The 18,316-nt window shown below is 37.1% G+C and carries 19 protein-coding genes; 18 read left to right on the plus strand and 1 reads right to left on the minus strand.

Annotation, left to right across the window (positions count from 1 at the left end; all coding sequences use genetic code 11):
• The first annotated feature begins 292 nt into the window (after positions 1 to 292).
• The 10 genes from rbfA (at position 293) to ACEYOS_RS14010 (ending at position 11,537) form a co-directional block, all read left to right on the plus strand.
• Entirely contained in the window at positions 293 to 655 is a 363-nt protein-coding gene (rbfA, locus tag ACEYOS_RS13965) for a 30S ribosome-binding factor RbfA (protein WP_373708259.1), read from the plus strand.
• A 24-nt stretch (positions 656 to 679) separates the two neighbouring features.
• Positions 680 to 1,891, plus strand: coding sequence for an ABC transporter permease (locus ACEYOS_RS13970; protein WP_373708258.1), 1,212 nt, complete (start codon positions 680 to 682; stop codon positions 1,889 to 1,891).
• Positions 1,892 to 2,023: 132 nt separating this feature from the next.
• Complete coding sequence (locus tag ACEYOS_RS13975; protein WP_373708257.1) at positions 2,024 to 3,142, plus strand: endonuclease; 1,119 nt, start codon at positions 2,024 to 2,026, stop codon at positions 3,140 to 3,142.
• 197 nt (positions 3,143 to 3,339) lie between these two features.
• Positions 3,340 to 5,385 carry an endonuclease gene (locus ACEYOS_RS13980; RefSeq protein ID WP_373708256.1) on the plus strand — a complete coding sequence of 682 codons (2,046 nt, stop codon included), beginning with the start codon at positions 3,340 to 3,342 and terminating at the stop codon, positions 5,383 to 5,385.
• Between the two features lie 14 nt (positions 5,386 to 5,399).
• On the plus strand, positions 5,400 to 6,140 hold the full coding sequence (locus ACEYOS_RS13985) for a hypothetical protein (RefSeq protein WP_373708255.1): 741 nt from the start codon (positions 5,400 to 5,402) through the stop codon (positions 6,138 to 6,140).
• 66 nt (positions 6,141 to 6,206) lie between these two features.
• Positions 6,207 to 6,944 carry a shikimate dehydrogenase gene (locus ACEYOS_RS13990; protein WP_373708254.1) on the plus strand — a complete coding sequence of 246 codons (738 nt, stop codon included), beginning with the start codon at positions 6,207 to 6,209 and terminating at the stop codon, positions 6,942 to 6,944.
• Positions 6,945 to 7,450: 506 nt separating this feature from the next.
• Entirely contained in the window at positions 7,451 to 9,256 is a 1,806-nt protein-coding gene (locus tag ACEYOS_RS13995) for a DUF349 domain-containing protein (protein ID WP_373708260.1), read from the plus strand.
• Positions 9,257 to 9,259: 3 nt separating this feature from the next.
• Positions 9,260 to 9,850, plus strand: coding sequence for a hypothetical protein (locus ACEYOS_RS14000; RefSeq protein WP_373708253.1), 591 nt, complete (start codon positions 9,260 to 9,262; stop codon positions 9,848 to 9,850).
• A 56-nt stretch (positions 9,851 to 9,906) separates the two neighbouring features.
• Complete coding sequence (ribD, locus tag ACEYOS_RS14005) at positions 9,907 to 10,929, plus strand: bifunctional diaminohydroxyphosphoribosylaminopyrimidine deaminase/5-amino-6-(5-phosphoribosylamino)uracil reductase RibD (RefSeq protein WP_373708252.1); 1,023 nt, start codon at positions 9,907 to 9,909, stop codon at positions 10,927 to 10,929.
• A gap of 2 nt (positions 10,930 to 10,931) precedes the next feature.
• Complete coding sequence (locus ACEYOS_RS14010) at positions 10,932 to 11,537, plus strand: YigZ family protein (protein WP_373797600.1); 606 nt, start codon at positions 10,932 to 10,934, stop codon at positions 11,535 to 11,537.
• A gap of 72 nt (positions 11,538 to 11,609) precedes the next feature.
• Here ACEYOS_RS14010 and ACEYOS_RS14015 read toward each other — a convergent pair whose 3' ends face one another.
• Positions 11,610 to 12,317 carry a zinc metallopeptidase gene (locus ACEYOS_RS14015; protein WP_373708250.1) on the minus strand — a complete coding sequence of 236 codons (708 nt, stop codon included), beginning with the start codon at positions 12,315 to 12,317 and terminating at the stop codon, positions 11,610 to 11,612.
• 111 nt (positions 12,318 to 12,428) lie between these two features.
• Here ACEYOS_RS14015 and ACEYOS_RS14020 point away from each other — a divergent pair, with 111 nt between their 5' ends.
• From ACEYOS_RS14020 to nuoF, 8 genes are all read left to right on the plus strand, one after another.
• Positions 12,429 to 13,571 carry a GTP cyclohydrolase gene (locus ACEYOS_RS14020; protein ID WP_373708249.1) on the plus strand — a complete coding sequence of 381 codons (1,143 nt, stop codon included), beginning with the start codon at positions 12,429 to 12,431 and terminating at the stop codon, positions 13,569 to 13,571.
• A gap of 1 nt (position 13,572) precedes the next feature.
• On the plus strand, positions 13,573 to 13,761 hold the full coding sequence (locus tag ACEYOS_RS14025) for a hypothetical protein (protein ID WP_373708248.1): 189 nt from the start codon (positions 13,573 to 13,575) through the stop codon (positions 13,759 to 13,761).
• Positions 13,762 to 13,875: 114 nt separating this feature from the next.
• Positions 13,876 to 14,247 carry an NADH-quinone oxidoreductase subunit A gene (locus ACEYOS_RS14030; RefSeq protein WP_373797601.1) on the plus strand — a complete coding sequence of 124 codons (372 nt, stop codon included), beginning with the start codon at positions 13,876 to 13,878 and terminating at the stop codon, positions 14,245 to 14,247.
• A gap of 38 nt (positions 14,248 to 14,285) precedes the next feature.
• Positions 14,286 to 14,843 (plus strand): NADH-quinone oxidoreductase subunit B, encoded by a 558-nt coding sequence (locus ACEYOS_RS14035; protein WP_373739328.1) that lies wholly within the window; start codon positions 14,286 to 14,288, stop codon positions 14,841 to 14,843.
• Positions 14,844 to 14,848: 5 nt separating this feature from the next.
• Positions 14,849 to 15,343: an NADH-quinone oxidoreductase subunit C gene (locus ACEYOS_RS14040; protein ID WP_373739327.1), complete on the plus strand. Its 495-nt coding sequence runs from the start codon at positions 14,849 to 14,851 to the stop codon at positions 15,341 to 15,343.
• A gap of 41 nt (positions 15,344 to 15,384) precedes the next feature.
• Entirely contained in the window at positions 15,385 to 16,608 is a 1,224-nt protein-coding gene (locus ACEYOS_RS14045; protein ID WP_373739326.1) for an NADH-quinone oxidoreductase subunit D, read from the plus strand.
• Between the two features lie 67 nt (positions 16,609 to 16,675).
• Positions 16,676 to 17,185 carry an NADH-quinone oxidoreductase subunit NuoE gene (gene nuoE, locus ACEYOS_RS14050; protein ID WP_373708024.1) on the plus strand — a complete coding sequence of 170 codons (510 nt, stop codon included), beginning with the start codon at positions 16,676 to 16,678 and terminating at the stop codon, positions 17,183 to 17,185.
• Between the two features lie 12 nt (positions 17,186 to 17,197).
• Positions 17,198 to 18,316 (plus strand): NADH-quinone oxidoreductase subunit NuoF (nuoF, locus tag ACEYOS_RS14055; protein ID WP_373797602.1); only part of this gene is annotated, 1,119 nt, incomplete at its 3' end.

Consider the following 18,316-nt stretch of genomic DNA (forward strand, 5'->3'; position numbering starts at 1 on the left):
GATGATGGATGATGGATGATGGATGATATTAAAATAAAGTGAGCGAACGAAAAGTCAAAATATAAAAACTTCAGATGTTGATCAATTTTTGAACTATTAATTGGTTTTCATTTTAGATCGGGTTTGCGTGAGGCCGGAGGGCATTGTTGGAGCTCTTTTTCTGCGGCTGGTTTGGCGGTGGCAGAAAAAAGCGACTGCCCATAGACCGACCTTTTTTTTGCACTGGCATTGTTGGGGCTGGAAAAAAAGGGCACGCCCAAAATAATTCAAACAAAAGTAGTAAATTTGCGCCATGAACGAAAGCAACAGACAAAGAAAAGTCGCCCAGGTGATACAGGAAGATTTCGCTGAATACTTCCGCAAACAAGCTTCGGAAAGCAAACAGTCTTTTTTAATCTCCGTATCTGATGTGAAAGTAACGGCGGATCTAAGCATTGCCAAAATTTACCTGAGTATTTTCCCAACAGAATACCGACAGTCGATTATGAAGGAAATTCTGGTGAACAAAACTCAGTACAGAAACTTTCTGGGACAGAAAATGGGTAAACAGGTTCGTATTATTCCGGAACTGAATTTTTATCTGGACACGACTTTGGATGACGTTGAAAAAATTGAAAAAGAATTGAGAGGCGAAGGTGATAATCCGATCCTTTAATCTGTTGTAAACCGTAATTTTCTTTTGAAAAACACTTCATTTTATATCGCTACCCGCTATCTTCTGGCTCGGAAAGGAAGTACCGCTGTCACTTTTATTACGTGGCTGGCGGCAGTGGCCATGATGGTTGCCGTGGCTGCGATGTTTATTATTATTTCTGTTTTTTCTGGGTTAGAGGATCTTAATCAGGATCTGATCACCAATCTTCACGCGGACCTTACCGTTAAAAGCGCCAAAGGAAAAGTGCTTCCTAACATTGAGAAAGCTACCAAAATAATTGGTGCAAATAAAGAGATTGCTCATTATTCGAAAGTAATTGAAGAAAAGGCTTACGTTCGTTTTCGCGAGAACGGGGATATTGCCAATCTTCGTGGGGTAGATTCTGCCTACATTTTCGTCAATCCTATTAATAAGAATATTTTCTACGGCACTTATCCGAGTTTTAAATTTTCCAACGAAGTCTTGATGGAAAACAAGCTGGATAACCGACTGACCATTCCAGTGGGTGAAGGTGCTGATTACGCTACGATCCTGATGCCGAAACCTGGCACGGGAATGATCAGCAAGGAAGAAGATATTTTTACCAAACGAGACATTTATGTTTCCGGCATTTTTCCGGGTAATGATCAACTCGACAATACAATCATTTCGCCAATCGAACTGGCGCAGGAATTATTGAATTTGCCAAAAAATTCTGCGTATCAGATCGTCATCAAATTGAAAAATCCTGAAAAAGCGGATGAGGTTAAAGAGCAACTTTCAAAACTATTGGGAAGTAACTATGATTTAAAAACCAAGAAAGAAGAAAATGCCGCTTTCTGGAAAATGATCAATACGGAGAAACTATTCATTTATCTGATTTTTGCGTTGGTGATTTTCATTACCACTTTTAATTTAGCTGGTGCGATTATTATTTTGCAGCTGGATAAAAAAGAACAGGCAAAATCTTTGATTTCATTAGGAATGAATTTGAAATCATTGCGGAATATTTATTTTTATACGGGTCTTTTGATCGTTATTTTTGGGATTATCAGCGGGTTGATATTAGGAACGATCATGTGTTTTATTCAAATTAACACTGGTTTCTTTAAGGCCGGCAGTAATACTGATTTGGCTTTCCCCGTTCGCATTATCGCCAAGAACTTTTTCATCGTAAGCGCTACCGCCGGAATTTTCGGTTTGGTTGTCGCATGGCTTTTCTCTAAGGTGAATAAAAGTCATTTCAAAGCCGATTAATTTTTGCTCTAGTTTTTTAAGTACCTTTGACCTCCTTTTTTAAATGGATGTTGGTCGTCGATTTTGATGTCCTCACTTCTTAAAAAAGGCCATTTTAATTTTAAAAAAACGCACTTTAATTATCATTTTGAAATGAAAAAAATCTTTACTTTTTTAATCGCAGCAACCATCACAGGTTCTTCGTTTGCACAAGCTCCAGCTAATTATTACAATGGAACCAACGGATTAACTGGTTACACCTTAAAAACAAAATTAAACACCCTAATTTCTGAAGCCAGTGGAGCACAGGATTTAGGTTACGGTGGTTTATGGATTACCTACGCGACCTCTGATGTCGATAAATATTTTGAAAACAACGGAACTTTGCTCGATATGTATTCCGAAAAACCAGCGGGTCTGGATCTTTATGAATATAAGATTGGATCTTTCAACAATGGTGGAAACCAATGTGGATCTCAAAATCAGAATAGAGAAGGTTTTTGTTACAACCGTGAACACTCTTTACCCAAAAGTTATTTTGGCGGACAAAATATGGTGCCAATGGCGAATGATGCTCACTTTGTCGTACCTTCAGATTATTATGTGAATAGCCAGCGGGGAAATTTTCCTTATGGAGAAACGAGTTCACCAGCTTGGACTTCCAGCAACGGCAGCAAGATCGGTACTTCTAATTTTCCAGGATATAATGGAACCATCTTCGAACCGATTGATGCTTTCAAAGGAGACTTTGCCAGAATGCACCTTTTCTTTGTAACGCGATATGAAGATAAACTGACTTCGTTTGTAGAGTTTCAGAGTGCTGCCAATCCTTTGGATGGAACGGTTGACAGAGGTTATAAGCAATGGTATATTAATTTACTTTTGAAATGGGCGGCTCAGGATCCCGTTTCTCAACAAGAAATTGACCGTAACAATGCCATCTATGCAAGACAGAAAAATAGAAACCCATTTATTGATCATCCAGAGTGGGTGAATTTGATCTGGACCTCTACCCTTTCTACCACCGAAACTTCATCCTTAAAAAAGAATGTTTCTATTTATCCGAATCCGGTTAGAAATGGCGAGTTGAATCTTCACGGTTATGGTGTGGGAGAACTTACCAGTGCTCAGATTTATTCAATGGATGGAAAATTAATTCAAACCGTTAATCAGAATTTTAAAAACTCACCGAAGATCATTCTTAAAGACCAAACGAAAGGCGTTTATATTTTAAAAACCAATCAACAGTCTGTGAAATTCATTGTTCAATAATTTCAAGAAACTTTAAAATATACCGGCGCTTATTGTAAGTTGCTGGTTTTTATTTTTTATCTAAAAAGAATTTATAATCACTTAGTGAAATCTTTCAATGATCCTAAAATTATGACTGCATTACATTTTTCATATTGCCCCTATCTTCTAATGAATTAATATTCTCTAACTTTACTGTCCCAATTTAAATAAATATTATGAAGAAATTGACTACTCTTTTGCTGGGCTTTTTGTTTAGCATGACTTTAGCGCAGGCACCTGCTAATTATTACAACGGCACTTCTGGTTTAACCGGAGCCGCGTTAAAAACAAAACTCAGCCAGATTATTTCAGCCGGAGCTCAGGATAAAGGATATGACGGATTATTTAGTGCCTATCCTTCCACTGACACCGACAGCTTTTATGAAAATGACGGAAGTGTTCTCGATATGTATTCTGAAAATCCCAACGGTGCCGATCCTTATACCTACAGACACGGTCAGAAAAAATGTGGAAATTACAGTATTGAAGGCGACTGTTACAACCGGGAACACGTGATTCCACAAAGTTTCTTTGGTAAAAAAGCACCCATGGTTTCTGATGTTCACCATATTCGTCCAACTGATGGAAAAGTAAATGGAATGCGCAGCAACTATCCGTTCGGAAAAGTAAACAACCCTTCTTATTTATCAAAGAATGGAAGTAAAACCGGACCTTCTGTATCTGCTGGATACACGGGAACGGTTTTCGAACCGATTGATGAATTTAAAGGCGATATCGCGAGAATGGTTTTCTATTTTGTAACCCGATATGAAACAAGACTTTCAACATTTTCATCCGGCGGAATGTTGGGTGGCTCTGCTTATCCAGGTTTACAGGAATGGGAAAAAGACGTGTTGATGACCTGGGCCGCACAGGATCCGGTTTCTCCAGCAGAAGTGGTTCGAAACAATGCTTCCTATATTTTTCAAGGAAACAGAAATCCTTTTATTGATCACCCAGAATGGATTCAAACAATTTGGGGAACGCAGATCATCGATACCGAAGCACCTTCTACACCGACCAATTTAGCAGTTGCTTCTACTTCTACCACTTTCGCCAATTTAACCTGGACGGCTTCTACCGATAATATCGCCGTAGCTTATTATAAAGTTTACGTTGATGGTATTTTCCACATGAACTCGAGTAGTAATTCAGCAACTGTTTCGGGATTGAACCAAGGAACAACTTACACCTTCTATGTCATCGCTTCTGATGCGGCAGGAAATGTTTCTCCGCAAAGTAATACCGCTACCGGAACTACTTTAATCGATAATGAAGCGCCAACAGCAGCTACCAATTTAACTTTAGGCTCTGTCGGAACCAATAGTGTTGCGATCAGTTGGACCGCAGCAACCGATAATATCGGCGTTGCCTCTTATGACATTTATGTAAATGGACAATTGATGGGGTCGACCACCGATACCAATTCTAATATTGCGAACCTGAATCCTTCTACCGTTTATACGCTTTATGTAGTGGCAAAAGATGCGGCCGGAAATGTTTCTCCGCCAAGTAACTCTGTAACTGCGACTACTCAAGCAATTGGCTTAAACTGTGGTGATGAAAATTTCGAAACGATTCCGGTAGCGGCTTCTACCTACTCTACTTATAACTGGACAAGCAATGGAATTTCCTGGACTTCTGAAGATTCCAGAACCGATGAAACGATCAATGGTCGAGCGATCACCGTCAGAGACGGTTTTCTAACCGCCTTATCGGCACCGAACGGAATCGGTGATCTTACAGTGACCACCCAAAGAAAATTCTCTGGAGGAAGCGGAACTTTTAAAATTGTCATTAATGATGTAGATACCGGAAAAACGATTCCATACAGTAACGTCATCACGACCACAACCGTGACCGGACTTAACGTTTCTGGAAACGTGGAAATTAGTTTGGTGAATAGCAGTACTTCAAACCGTGTCGCGATTGATGACATGAAATGGACCTGCTACGATGATGGTTTAGCCACCAATGAAAATGCAGCTACTAAATCTAATTTAACGATTTATCCAAACCCTGTTAAAAATGGAGAGCTGAACATCAGCGGTAAGAATTTAGGTAATATTGAAATAGCGCAGATTTTTGATTATAGTGGAAAACTGGTGCTGACCATTTCTCAACCCTTCAAAAACAGCAATAAGATCATGCTTAAAAATTTACCAAAAGGAGTTTATATTTTAAGAGTGGATAGAAACAGTCTTAAGTTTATTATTCAATAACTATAGTATCAAAAATGCAAAAGAGAATTTTATTGCTGTGTTTTTTACTAAGTTCGTTCGCGTATTTTTTTTGGAATTTTAAAGCGAAAATTATTACTACCGATGGTAAACAGCATTCAGGTTATCTGTCTGAACTTGATTATTATGACGTGGAAAATAGAGAACCACAAGACCTTTACAAAATGTTTTTGTACGATAGTGAAAGAAAAAGAAAGTCATCGTTTCTGAAATTTGATGTTTCTGAAATTAAATCAATTTATATCTATAACAAGAAAGATCAAAAAATTCAGTTTGTATTTGTGAAACCAACGCTGGAGCAGTTTGAAAGTACAAAGTTTCACTATCGTAAATATCATAAACCAAAAGAAAAGGCTGAAGAATTGTCGTATGAAAGTGCATGGATTACAATGGTAATGGTTAAAGAAGGGAAAGATCTGGATCTACTTTGTGATTTCCTTTGGATCAACTTTAAAGTTTCCCAAGAAGACAACACTTTCATCACCGATTATTACAACAGGTACTTTGTGAAGGAAAAAAAATCGAATGTGCCAAAACCTTTGGGTTTCATAAGTAAAATAAAGGATAATGGATACCACCTTTTATTAGTCGGTAACAATAAACTTTTTGAAGAGAACGCTGTCGAAATTTTCGCAGATTACTGTCCAAAAATGATCAACGATTTACAGACTAAAAATTTTGTTTTCGGAAATAAGATCTTGAAAGTTTTCGATTATTATCTTCGGAATTGTAATTAATAATAATTTAAATAAATATTACGAAAGGCTGATGGTTTACATCAGTCTTTTTTTTAATTTTGACTTATGGATCAACACATCAAACTCGGCCTTATCGGGAAAAATATTTCCTATTCTTTTTCTAAAAATTATTTTGAAACGAAGTTTAAAAAGTTATTTCTAAAAAATCATACCTACTCTATTTTTGATCTGAATGATATTGCGGAAGTTGACCAGGTTTTCAAAAACCAAAACCTCACTGGACTTAATGTGACGATTCCTTTTAAAGAAAAAATAATTCCTTATCTCGATGAGCTGAGTGATGAAGCTGAAAAAATTGGAGCGGTCAATACCATTCTCATCAAAGACAATATCAAAAAAGGATTTAATACCGACGCTTTTGGATTTGAAAAAACATTATTACTTCATAAAAAAGACCATCATCAATCGGCTTTAATTTTAGGAAATGGTGGCGCCGCAAAAGCGGTGAAATATATTTTAGAAAAACACGGTATCACTTACCAAACCGTTACCAGAACTGGCGATCTGAATTTTGAAAACTTGACAGAACAAATCGTTGCCAATCATTCTTTGATTATCCAATGTACACCTGTCGGCACGTTTCCAAAGGTGGAAGATTGTCTTGATTTTCCTTTTGCAGGATTGACTTCTCAGCATTTAGTTATTGATCTTATTTACAATCCTGATTATACTTCGTTTATTAAAATGGCTTCTGAAAATGAGGCAAAAACGGTCAATGGTTTTTATATGCTTGAACAACAAGCAGAAAAAGCCTGGGAAATTTGGAATGTTCAAAAAAAATAAGTTAATTTAGTGCACGGTTTACTATGAAAAATAAGAAGCCCGATAAATAAAATAAAACGACTGCTATGATTACAGAAGATTCACTTTCTGAGAACCACGACAAGAAACCTGAGCAAGAAGAAATTTTAGATCAAAATCCCTTTGAAACTCCAAGTGCAAATGAAGATGCGCCACCCACAGAAATGGACGAACCTGCGATAGAAGAACCACAGGAGAAACCAGAACCTCAAAAAGATCCGGAGGAAGAAACACCGGTATTAGGCGAAGCACTTTTAGAAACCAGTGCAGAAACAGGCGAACCAAATATAACTCCAGAGATTGGCAAACATACAGATGAAAGCACACTCATCCTGGAAGAAGTAGCTTTGGAATTAAGTCCGGATGTCGAAATTTCTTCAAATGATGAGGTTACTGAGCACGAGATCGACACTGAGCAAAATAGCGTAACCGAGCAGGATGTTGTGGAAAATAACACTCCAAAACAAGACGATCAACAAACGAATAACCTGACTGAACAAAATTTACAGTCGGACACTGAAGAATCAACTCCTCATTCAGAGAATGTGAAAGATCATGTTGCTTCTACTTCCGATAAAAAGGATGAAAAGGAGCAGGATAATCATGAAGAGGAATTAGAGAGCATCGAATCATTATCATTGACTGAAGTTTTAACAGCAATGGAAACCATTGTTAACAAAGAGGATGCTGGTGCTCATTTCAAAAAATTCAATCAGTTAAAAGAGCAGGCGAATCATTTGATTCACGATCAAACTGAAGATCTAAAAAGTGAATTTGTAGCGGCCGGAAATCCAGTTGAGCTTTTCAGCAATCAACACCCGTCGCAGGCAAAACTTTCTGGAATTTTGCATGTTTATCGTGAAAAGAACGATGAATATCACAAGAAGCAAGAAGAAAATCACCATAAAAATTTAGAGCATCGTCAGTCGATTATTGACAGTCTTAAAAATCTCTATACCAACACCGAAGCAGGAACCAATCTTTTCAAAGCGATTCGCGAAATTAAAGAAGACTGGAAAAATGCAGGACAAGTTGCCAAATCTGAATTCAAATTACTGAACAATAACTACTTCCACCATTTAAACCAGTTCTATCAAATGCTTGATATGAACAAAGAATATATGGAGCAGGAATTTGCGCATAACTTGGAAAAGAGGCAGCACATTATTGAACGAGCGAAAGAATTACAATCCGAACCTTCTGTGCAGAAAGCGTTGAATGAACTGCAATATCTTCATAAACTTTGGAAAGAAGAAGCAGAACCGGTTGCAGAAGAATTCAGAGAAAAAACGTGGGACGAATTCAAAGAGATTTCCAATAAAATTCACGATAGAAAATCGGAACTGACCGAACAGATCGAAAAGGAACAAAACGATAACCTGGTTCGCAAGAATGAGATTATCGAGGAAATCAAAAAAATGGCCGCTGCCGTTAAAGAAACGAATCACAATTACTGGCAGAACTCCATTAAGAAAGTAGAAGCTTTACGAACTGAATTCCTGAAATTAGGAAATGTTCCAAGAAAAGTTTCTAATCAAAACTGGAATGATTTCAAAGAGCATCTCAGAAACTTTAATGTTAAGAAAAACGAATTTTACAAAGGTTTAAAGAATTCTCAACAAACGAATCTTGATGAAAAATTAAATCTGATTCAAACTGCCAAAGACAATATGCTATCTGAGGAATGGGAAATCACGGTTCCTTTATTTAAAAAATTACAGGAAGACTGGAAAAAAGTTGGTCACGTGCCAAGAAGCATGACCAATAAAGTTTGGGATGATTTCCGCGAAGCTTGCAATACTTTCTTTAATAATTACAGAGAGAAAAACAACGCTACGAACGATAACTGGAAAGAGAATTTCAAAACTAAGAGATCACTTCTTGATGAGTTAAAAGCAATCGGCGATGAAGAAGGAAGTGTAGAAAAAATAGAGCAGATCAAATCAAAATGGAATGCCATCGGAAAAGTTCCAAGAGAGAAGATTACCATTAATACAGAGTTTAACAAAGTACTTCGCGACAAATTGAAACTGAATAAGATTCATGAGTATGATCTAAGAGAAGAGGGACTTTCTGAAAATCAGGTTACGGATAAAGCCAGAAAAATCAAAAATCAAATTGCTGATCTGGAAGCTGAAATCGTGAAGATGGAAAACAACCTTGGGTTCTTTAGCAATCCATCCCGTGAAAATCCTTTGTTACGCGAAACTTACGAAAAAATCGATGATAAAAAATCGCAACTCGAAAGTATGAAACAAAGCTTGCACAGTATTCTCATTGGCGAAAATCAATAAAAGATGATATTAAAAAAAATATTTCTACTGCTTTTGATCAGTACTTTATCATTAGTTAAAGCACAGGACGTTCCGGATCTGTTATCAATTCCGGGTCCGATTGAATATGATGGAACCGAATATTTTTTAACGTGGAGCAAGCCAATGTCCAAGACGCTTTCTCGTCAGCAATATTTGCCCAGCGATGAGAGAATCGAAGATTTTACGAAACTACTCGACTTCTCCTATTTCAATAAAGAAATAGAAATGGAGTTAGCAGTTCGTCAGAAAGTAGAGGGAATTCAGCAACGGGAAAAGTCAGATAAATTTGCGAAAGTAAATGTGATTGAAAGTCCGGATGGAAAAGAATATATCGTTGATTATTTTATTTCTGAAAGTCCAGAAAAAGGAGATTCTTTTATCGAGTACAACGTGTATCGTTTTAAAACGTATGACAACGGCACGAATAAAAGTTTCCTGATTTTAGCTCACGCAACAAGAATGTATGGCGATTTAAAATCTTCGGCAAAGTCATTGGCCAGACAAAGAGATCATCTCATTACCACGATGATTGAATTTAAAATCCCGGAGATTAAAGTTGTCCCTCAAAATTAATTTTTAATTATAAAAAATAAAACACTCGACCACTTGTTGAGTGTTTTTTAATTCAGATGAACCACGAAATTTACATGCAGCGTTGTCTTGATCTGGCGCAGAAAGCTTTAGGCAAAACCTATCCAAACCCAATGGTCGGTTGCGTTATTGTACATAATGACGTAATTATTGGTGAAGGTTTTCATGAGAAAGCTGGAGAAGCTCACGCCGAGATCCACGCTATTAACAGTGTGACAAATTCTGAATTATTAAAGGAGTCCACCATTTATGTTTCGTTGGAGCCGTGCGCTCATTTTGGGAAAACGCCGCCATGCGCTACTACAATTGTGGAAATTGGTTTTAAAAAAGTAGTCATCGGAACTCTGGATTCTCACGACAAAGTGAATGGAAAAGGGAAAAAAATTATAGAAGATGCCGGAATTGAAGTTATTTCTGGAGTTTTGGAAAAGCAATGTAAGGAGTTGAATAAACGGTTTTTTACTTTCCATCAAAAACAAAGACCTTTCATCATTTTAAAATGGGCAGAATCTGCTGATGGATTTTTAGATAAAGATTTTAAACCAACTCAAATAGGAAATCCACTAACGAAGCAGTTTGTTCATCAATTAAGAAGTCAGGAACATGCAATTTTAGTTGGAACTCAGACTGCTTTGACCGACAATCCCAGTTTGACAACGCGTGAGGTTGTAGGTCGGAATCCAGTCAGAATTTTAATTGATTTTGAATTAAAGGTTCCGCCACATTTCAATCTGTATAATAAGGAAGCGCAAACAATTGTTTTCAATTCAGATAAAGAATCCATCGAAGAAAATATCACTTTCATTAAAATTTCTAGAGAAAATTTTTTAGAAAATTTAATGCAAAAACTAATTGAACAGCATATTCAATCGGTCATCATTGAAGGTGGTCATTTTACTCTTCAACAGTTTATCGACGAGAATCTCCGGGATGAAACCATCATCATCAAAAACGAAAAGCTGCACTTATTGAAGGGAACTAACGCTCCGAACTTCAAAGCTCAAAAGTTTGAAGCAAAACAATTTCGAGACAATACGATCGAATTCTATAAAAATTCTTAATCATGGAGTTTTCCTATGACACGATCAAATCACCAGTTGACAATATGCTTCTTAAAGAAAAAGGAAGCAAATTCATCGGCTTTGCGTTTCCCGTCGAAAATGAAAAAGAGGTGAAAGAAGCTTTGGGAAAAGTGAAAGAAGAACATCCAAAAGCGACGCATCATTGCTACGCGTTTCGGTTGGGAATCACAGGCGAGAATTACCGGGCGAATGACGATGGTGAACCTTCTGGAAGTGCGGGCTTACCAATTTATAATCAATTGCTAGACAATAATGTTACCCAAATTTTAGTGATTGCTGTTCGATATTATGGTGGGACAAAATTAGGCGTTTCGGGTTTAGTGAAAGCGTATAAAGAAACGGCAAAATTCACTTTAGAATCCTGTCAGATCATCACCAAAGAATTGCAATCTGATATCGAAATCCAATTTGATTTTAATCAGCAGAATGTGATTTTTACTTTGCTCAATAAATTCGGAGCAAAAATCATCGACTTTCAAACAGAGGAGAAATGTACTATTTCAGCCAAACTGAAAACCTCTGAAAAAGAAAACATCTCAGAACAATTGTCTGAGATGCAAAATATTTCGTTTGAATTTTTAAATTAAATAGAAGAACCTTCTATTGTAACAAAAATCTTCTTTTAAACTTGAATCTTTTTACTTTTTACTTGGCTCTTCCTAATCTCTTCTTCCCATCAACATAGAAGCCCAATATAAAAGCTGAGCTAATGATCCTAAAGCCGCTACCACATAAGTTCTGGCTGCCCAAGTCAAAGAATCTTTAACGCCAACATATTCTTCTGCGGTTACAGTACCTGTATCTTTCAACCATTTCATGGCTCTGTTACTCGCATCATATTCTACTGGCAAAGTCACGAAGGAAAAGAGCGTAGTCACTGCAAACAGCGCTACACCTATTGCAAGAACCGTTGTATTTCCATTTGGATTCTCGATTGTTCTGGTAGCTCCCATTAATACGATACCTCCTATTAAGACGAACTGCATTAAATTAGAACTGATGTTAACCATCGGAACCAACTTTGATCGCAATTGCAACATAGAGTAACCAACTGCGTGTTGAACAGCATGTCCACATTCGTGAGCCGCAACTGCAGCTGCAGCAGCATTTCTTTGCATGTAAACGCCTTCGGATAAATTAACTGTTTTGTCTGCTGGATTATAATGATCGGTCAATTGTCCGGGAACTGAAATCACTTTAACATCATTGATATTATTGTCCCTCAACATTTTTTCTGCCACTTCTTTACCAGACATTCCATTGCGCAAATGAACTTGCGAATAATGTGCGAATTTTGATTTAAGCCTCGATGAAACCAACCAACTTACCAGCATTGAAATTCCGATAATTAAATAATAACCTGTCATTTTATTTTTAGTTTTTAAATTTTAATAAACGTTTATATGTTAATAAAAAACGTGCCAAAGTTTTTAGTTTTGCACGAATGATTTATCTTTGTTTTTTCCAAACTAAACCTGATGAATGTGATTACGATTCTTGAAGTAAAAACCGATGATGATTTAAAAAATTTCATCAAATTTCCGATGGAACTTTACAAAAATAACAAAAATTATGTACCGCCCTTAATTAACGATGAAAAAAACATCTGGAGGCGTGAAGAAAACGCGGCTTTAGACTATTCCGAGTTCAAAAGATATCTTGCTTACAAAGACGGAAAAGTTGCTGGTAGAATTGCGGTGATGATCAATCATAAAGAAGTAAACGAATTGGGCATCAGCAAGGTGCGTTTCGGCTGGTTAGATTTTATTGATGATTTAGAAGTTACGAAAGCATTAATCCAAACTGCGATTGAATACGCCAAAGAAAAAAAGATGGCTAAAATTGAAGGGCCGATGGGTTTTACCAATTTAGATAAATCTGGAATGTTGACCGTGGGATTTGACAAAATTGCTACCATGATCGGGTTGTACAACTTTGAATATTATCCTGCGCATTTAGAGCAGTTAGGTTTAGTGAAAGAAAAAGAATGGGTAGAATTCGAATTGGATTTCCCAACAGTCCTCTCAGAAAAAGTTCAGAAATTCAGTCATCTGATTGCTGAAAAATATAAATTAAGAGTTTTGGAGTTTAACAGCAAGAAGGAAATCCTTCCTTATGTAGAGCCCATGTTCAGACTTTTAGACGAAACTTACAAAACGCTTTCAACCTACACTCCTATCACCGACGAACAAATCAAGACCTATCGTGATAAATATTTCAATTTTATTGATAAAGATTATATTGTTTGCGTCGTAGATGAACATGATGAATTGATTTCATTTGCCATCACCATGCCTTCTTACTCTAAAGCATTACAAAAAGCCAATGGGAAATTATTTCCTTTCGGTTGGTACCATTTTTTGCAGGCCGGAAAGAAAAATTTACGGGCAAATTTTTATTTGATTGGAATTCATCCAGAATATCAGAGACGTGGGGTAACATCAATTATATTTAAAGAAATCTGGCGAAACTTCAGCAAAAAAGGCGTGAAAATTTTGGAAACCAATCCGGAACTTGAAGAAAATAAAAGTGTGCAGGTTCTTTGGCAAGATTATAATCCGGTCAATCATAAACGCCGCCGGACTTATTCTATGGAAATTCAGAACGAAGAAGCAAAATAATATGAAAAAACAACTTTATATATACGCAGGTTTAATTGTCGCCTTTATCATCTACAACCAGTTTTTTCAGGTTCAGGACGACCGTTTGAATGAAGGAATCAATATACTGTTTGCGAGCGTTTTATTTCTATACATCGGTTACCTGGCTTATCTGCTTTTAAAAAGAATCAAGGATACCGGCAAAAAGTAGCATATTAATTCTCTCTATTTAATATTTCCGCACTAACAATGATATTTAAGGTTTATAATTTTTTCTATAAAAGTTAATTCCTTAAATTTGCCTGATTAAGAAAATAATGTTAAGATGAATCTTCCCGAAAATTATATCCCGATTATTATTCAGATTGCGGTAGCTGCTGGTTTCGTTTTACTCTCCATTTTAGGAACTCATTTTTTAGGACCAAGACAAAAGTCGACGTCTACGAAAAAGAATGAAGCGTTCGAATGTGGTGTAGAAGTAGAAGGAAACGCCAGAACTCCCTTTTCTGTTAAGTATTTTTTGACTGCAATACTTTTCGTATTGTTCGATATCGAGATCGTCTTTTTCTATCCTTATGCGGTAAACATCCGTGAATTTGGGGTTGAAGGATTCTTCGCAGTTCTTACCTTTATCTCTGTCTTTTTCATCGCTTTCCTTTATGTATGGAAACGTGGTGCACTCGACTGGGATAAATAGTGTAAAAATAACTTTTTAGTAACTTTAAGAAAATTAAAATGTCTGATAATAAACCAGTAATAAGAATGGATGCGGAAGCGCCAGACGGTTTTGAAGGAGAAGGATTTTTTGCCACCAAACTCAGCAGTGTGATTGGTATGGCTCGGAAATTTTCCCTTTGGCCTTTGCCTTTTGCTACCTCATGTTGCGGAATCGAATTTATGGCTACTTTAAATCCAACTTTTGATGCCTCTAGATTTGGAATGGAAAAGAACTCTTTTTCGCCAAGACAAGCGGATATGTTGATGGTTTGTGGAACCATTTCTAAAAAATTAGGTCCGGTTTTAAAACAAGTTTATACTCAAATGGCTGAGCCAAAATGGGTCGTTGCTGTTGGAGCTTGTGCTTCAAGCGGTGGTATTTTCGATACGTATTCCGTTTTACAGGGAATTGATAAAATTATTCCAGTTGACGTTTATGTACCGGGTTGTCCCCCAAGACCAGAACAAATTATTGAAGGCGTTATGCAGGTTCAAGCTTTATGCGAAAGTGAAAGCATCCGTAGAAGAGATTTGCCAGAGTACCAACAATTATTAGCATCTTACGATATAGATTAATAGAAATGACGAATGAATTTGTTTTAGAAGCAATTACCAGAGAGTTTCCCGAATCTGTAATTTCTCACGATACGCCTTATGATTTCCTAACTTTAGAAATAAAGAAAGAAGATATCAAAAAGGTGATTCATCATTTAAGGGATTCTTCACTTCAAATTAATTTTTTAACAGACATCTGCGGTATTCATTATCCAGAAAATCCTGAAAAAGAACTTGGCGTTATTTATCACCTTCATAATATGATGACTAATTTTAGAATTCGTCTAAAGGTTTTTATGCCGAGAGAAAATGCTGAAGTTGATACCATGACTGATCTTTACGCTGGTGCCAACTGGATGGAAAGAGAAACTTTTGATTTCTATGGAATTAAATTTAAAGGTCATCCAGATTTAAGAGTGATTTTGAATATGGAAGATTTGGGCTATCACCCAATGTTGAAAGAATATCGTTTGGAAGATGGTACCAGAACCGACAAAGACGATAAAATGTTCGGAAGATAATTGGTTTAAAGGAAACCCTTTTTACTTAAAGTCAAAAAATTATGAAAGACAACGCACTCTCCAATATACTGAACCAACACGAAGCTAAGGAACAAATTGACGGTCAATTATACACCTTAAATCTTGGTCCAACGCACCCGGCGACTCACGGAATTTTCCAGAACGTCCTTACAATGGATGGAGAAAGAATTCTTCACGCTGAGCAAACTGTTGGATACATTCACCGCGCTTTTGAAAAAATTTCTGAACGCAGAAACTTTACTCAGATTACCACGCTAACCGACCGAATGAATTATTGTTCGGCGCCTATTAATAATTTAGGCTGGCATATGACCGTGGAGAAACTCATCGGTTGTGAAGTTCCCAAACGTGTAGATTATATGCGTGTTATTATGATGGAACTGGCTCGGATTACAGATCACATGATTTGCAACGGAGTTACCGCAATGGATGCAGGTGCGATTACAGGATTAACTTACCTCTTTAGAGAAAGAGAAAAAGTATATGAAATGTATGAAGAAGTTTGTGGAGCACGATTAACGACCAACATGGGAAGAATTGGTGGATTCGAAAGAGATTTTAGTCCTAAATTTCATGAGCTGTTGAGTGGTTGGTTAAAAACATTCCCCAGAATTTGGGGTGAATTCTGTTCTTTAAATGAAAGAAACAGAATCTTCATGGATAGAACGATCAAAGCCGGACCTATTTCCGCGGAAAGAGCTTTAAGTTACGGATTTACAGGTCCGAATTTAAGAGCGGCTGGTGTTGATTATGATGTTCGTGTGGCAACTCCTTACTCTTCTTATCAAGATTTTGATTTCATTATTCCGGTTGGAACTGCCGGAGATACCTACGACCGATTTATGGTTCGCCAACAAGAGGTTTGGGAAAGTTTAAAAATTATCGAACAAGCCTATAAAAACTTACCTGCTGGACCTTTCCATGCAGATGTTCCTGATTTTTATCTTCCAGAAAAAGCAGATGTTTATAATAATATGGAAGCTTTGATCTATCACTTTAAAATTGTGATGGGAGAAACTGAAGTTCCGAAAGGAGAAGTTTACCATAGTGTTGAAGGCGGAAATGGAGAACTAGGATTTTATTTGGTAAGCGACGGAGGACGTACTCCTTACCGACTTCACTTTAGAAGACCTTGTTTTATTTATTACCAGGCTTATCCGGAAATGATACAGGGTGCACCGATCTCAGATGCGGTTTTAACCTTGTGTAGTATGAATGTTATTGCCGGCGAATTAGACGCCTAATTAGAATTATAAATTTTGGATTACCCATTATAAAGTAATCCATTTTATCAATAAAATATTTAAAAACGTGAGCGAAACGATTGCTTTTAAACCTGAAACATTAGCTCAGGTTCATAAAATTACCGCAAGATATCCGGTCGAAAGAAAAAAATCAGCGTTAATTCCAGTGCTTCATTTAGCGCAAAAAGAATTTGATGGTTGGTTGCAGGTTCCAGTAATGGATTATGTAGCGGAACTTCTAGAAATAAAACCAATTGAGGTTTACGAAGTAGCGACTTTCTACAGCATGTTCAATATGAAACCTGTCGGAAAATTTGTTTTAGAAGTTTGCCAAACAGGACCTTGTATGCTGAACGGAAGCGATGATATTATTGAATATATTAAAGACACTTTAAACATCAAAGCGGGAGAAACTTCTGCAGATGGATTATTCACTTTGAAGACCGTAGAATGTCTTGGCGCTTGTGGCTACGCTCCGATGATGCAAGTCGGGAAATTTTATCACGAACATTTAACAAAAGAAAAAGTAAACGAAATCCTTGAGCTTTGCAGACAGGGAGCGCTTGCTTTGGATTAATTTATAAGAATAATGAGTAAAAAACTTTTACTTAAAGACGCACATATCGAGGGAATTCACACGTTCGAAGTTTACCGAAAACAAGGTGGCTACGATGCGGTGGAAAAAGCCTTCAAAATGACTCCCGACGCTATTACCGAAGAAGTGAAAACTTCTGGACTGAGAGGTCGTGGTGGTGCCGGATTTCCAACAGGAATGAAATGGAGCTTCCTTGCAAAACCGGAAGGCGTACCAAGATATTTGGTGGTGAATGCTGACGAATCTGAACCTGGAACTTTCAAAGACCGTTATTTGATGGAGTTTATTCCCCATCTTTTAATTGAAGGAATGATTATTTCCTCTTTCGCTCTTGGTGCTAATACTGGTTACATTTATATCAGAGGAGAATATGCCTGGATCGTAGAGATTTTAGAAACTGCGATTGATGAAGCAAAAGCGGCCGGATTTTTAGGAAAAAATATTTTAGGAACTGGTTTCGATTTAGAAATTTACGTTCATCGTGGCGCTGGAGCGTATATCTGTGGGGAGGAAACTGCCCTTTTAGAATCTTTGGAAGGAAAAAGAGGAAACCCTCGTTTGAAACCACCTTTCCCAGCTGTTAAAGGTCTTTGGGAATCTCCAACCGTTGTAAATAACGTCGAAACGATTGCTGCAGTTGTTCCAATTATTAACATCACGGGAGCAGAATATGCGAAAATTGGAGTTGGCCGTTCGACAGGTACGAAATTAATTTCGGCTTGTGGTAACATCAACAAACCAGGAGTTTACGAAATCGATATGACCATTACTGTAGAAGAATTCATTTATTCTGACGAGTATTGTGGTGGTATTCCGAATGGTAAAAAATTGAAAGCATGTATTCCAGGTGGAAGCTCTGTACCAATTGTTCCTGCAAATTTATTGTTGAAAACCATCAATGGTGAACCAAGAATAATGAATTATGAATCACTTGCTGATGGTGGTTTTGCTACCGGAACGATGATGGGTTCTGGAGGATTTATCGTTTTAGATGAAGATCAGTCAGTAGTTAAACATACCTTAACGCTAGCAAGATTTTACGCGCACGAAAGCTGCGGACAATGTACACCTTGTCGTGAAGGAACACCTTGGATGCGTATGATTTTAGAAAAA

The sequence above is a fragment of the Kaistella sp. genome (genome assembly GCF_041824135.1).
GTDB lineage: Bacteria > Bacteroidota > Bacteroidia > Flavobacteriales > Weeksellaceae > Kaistella.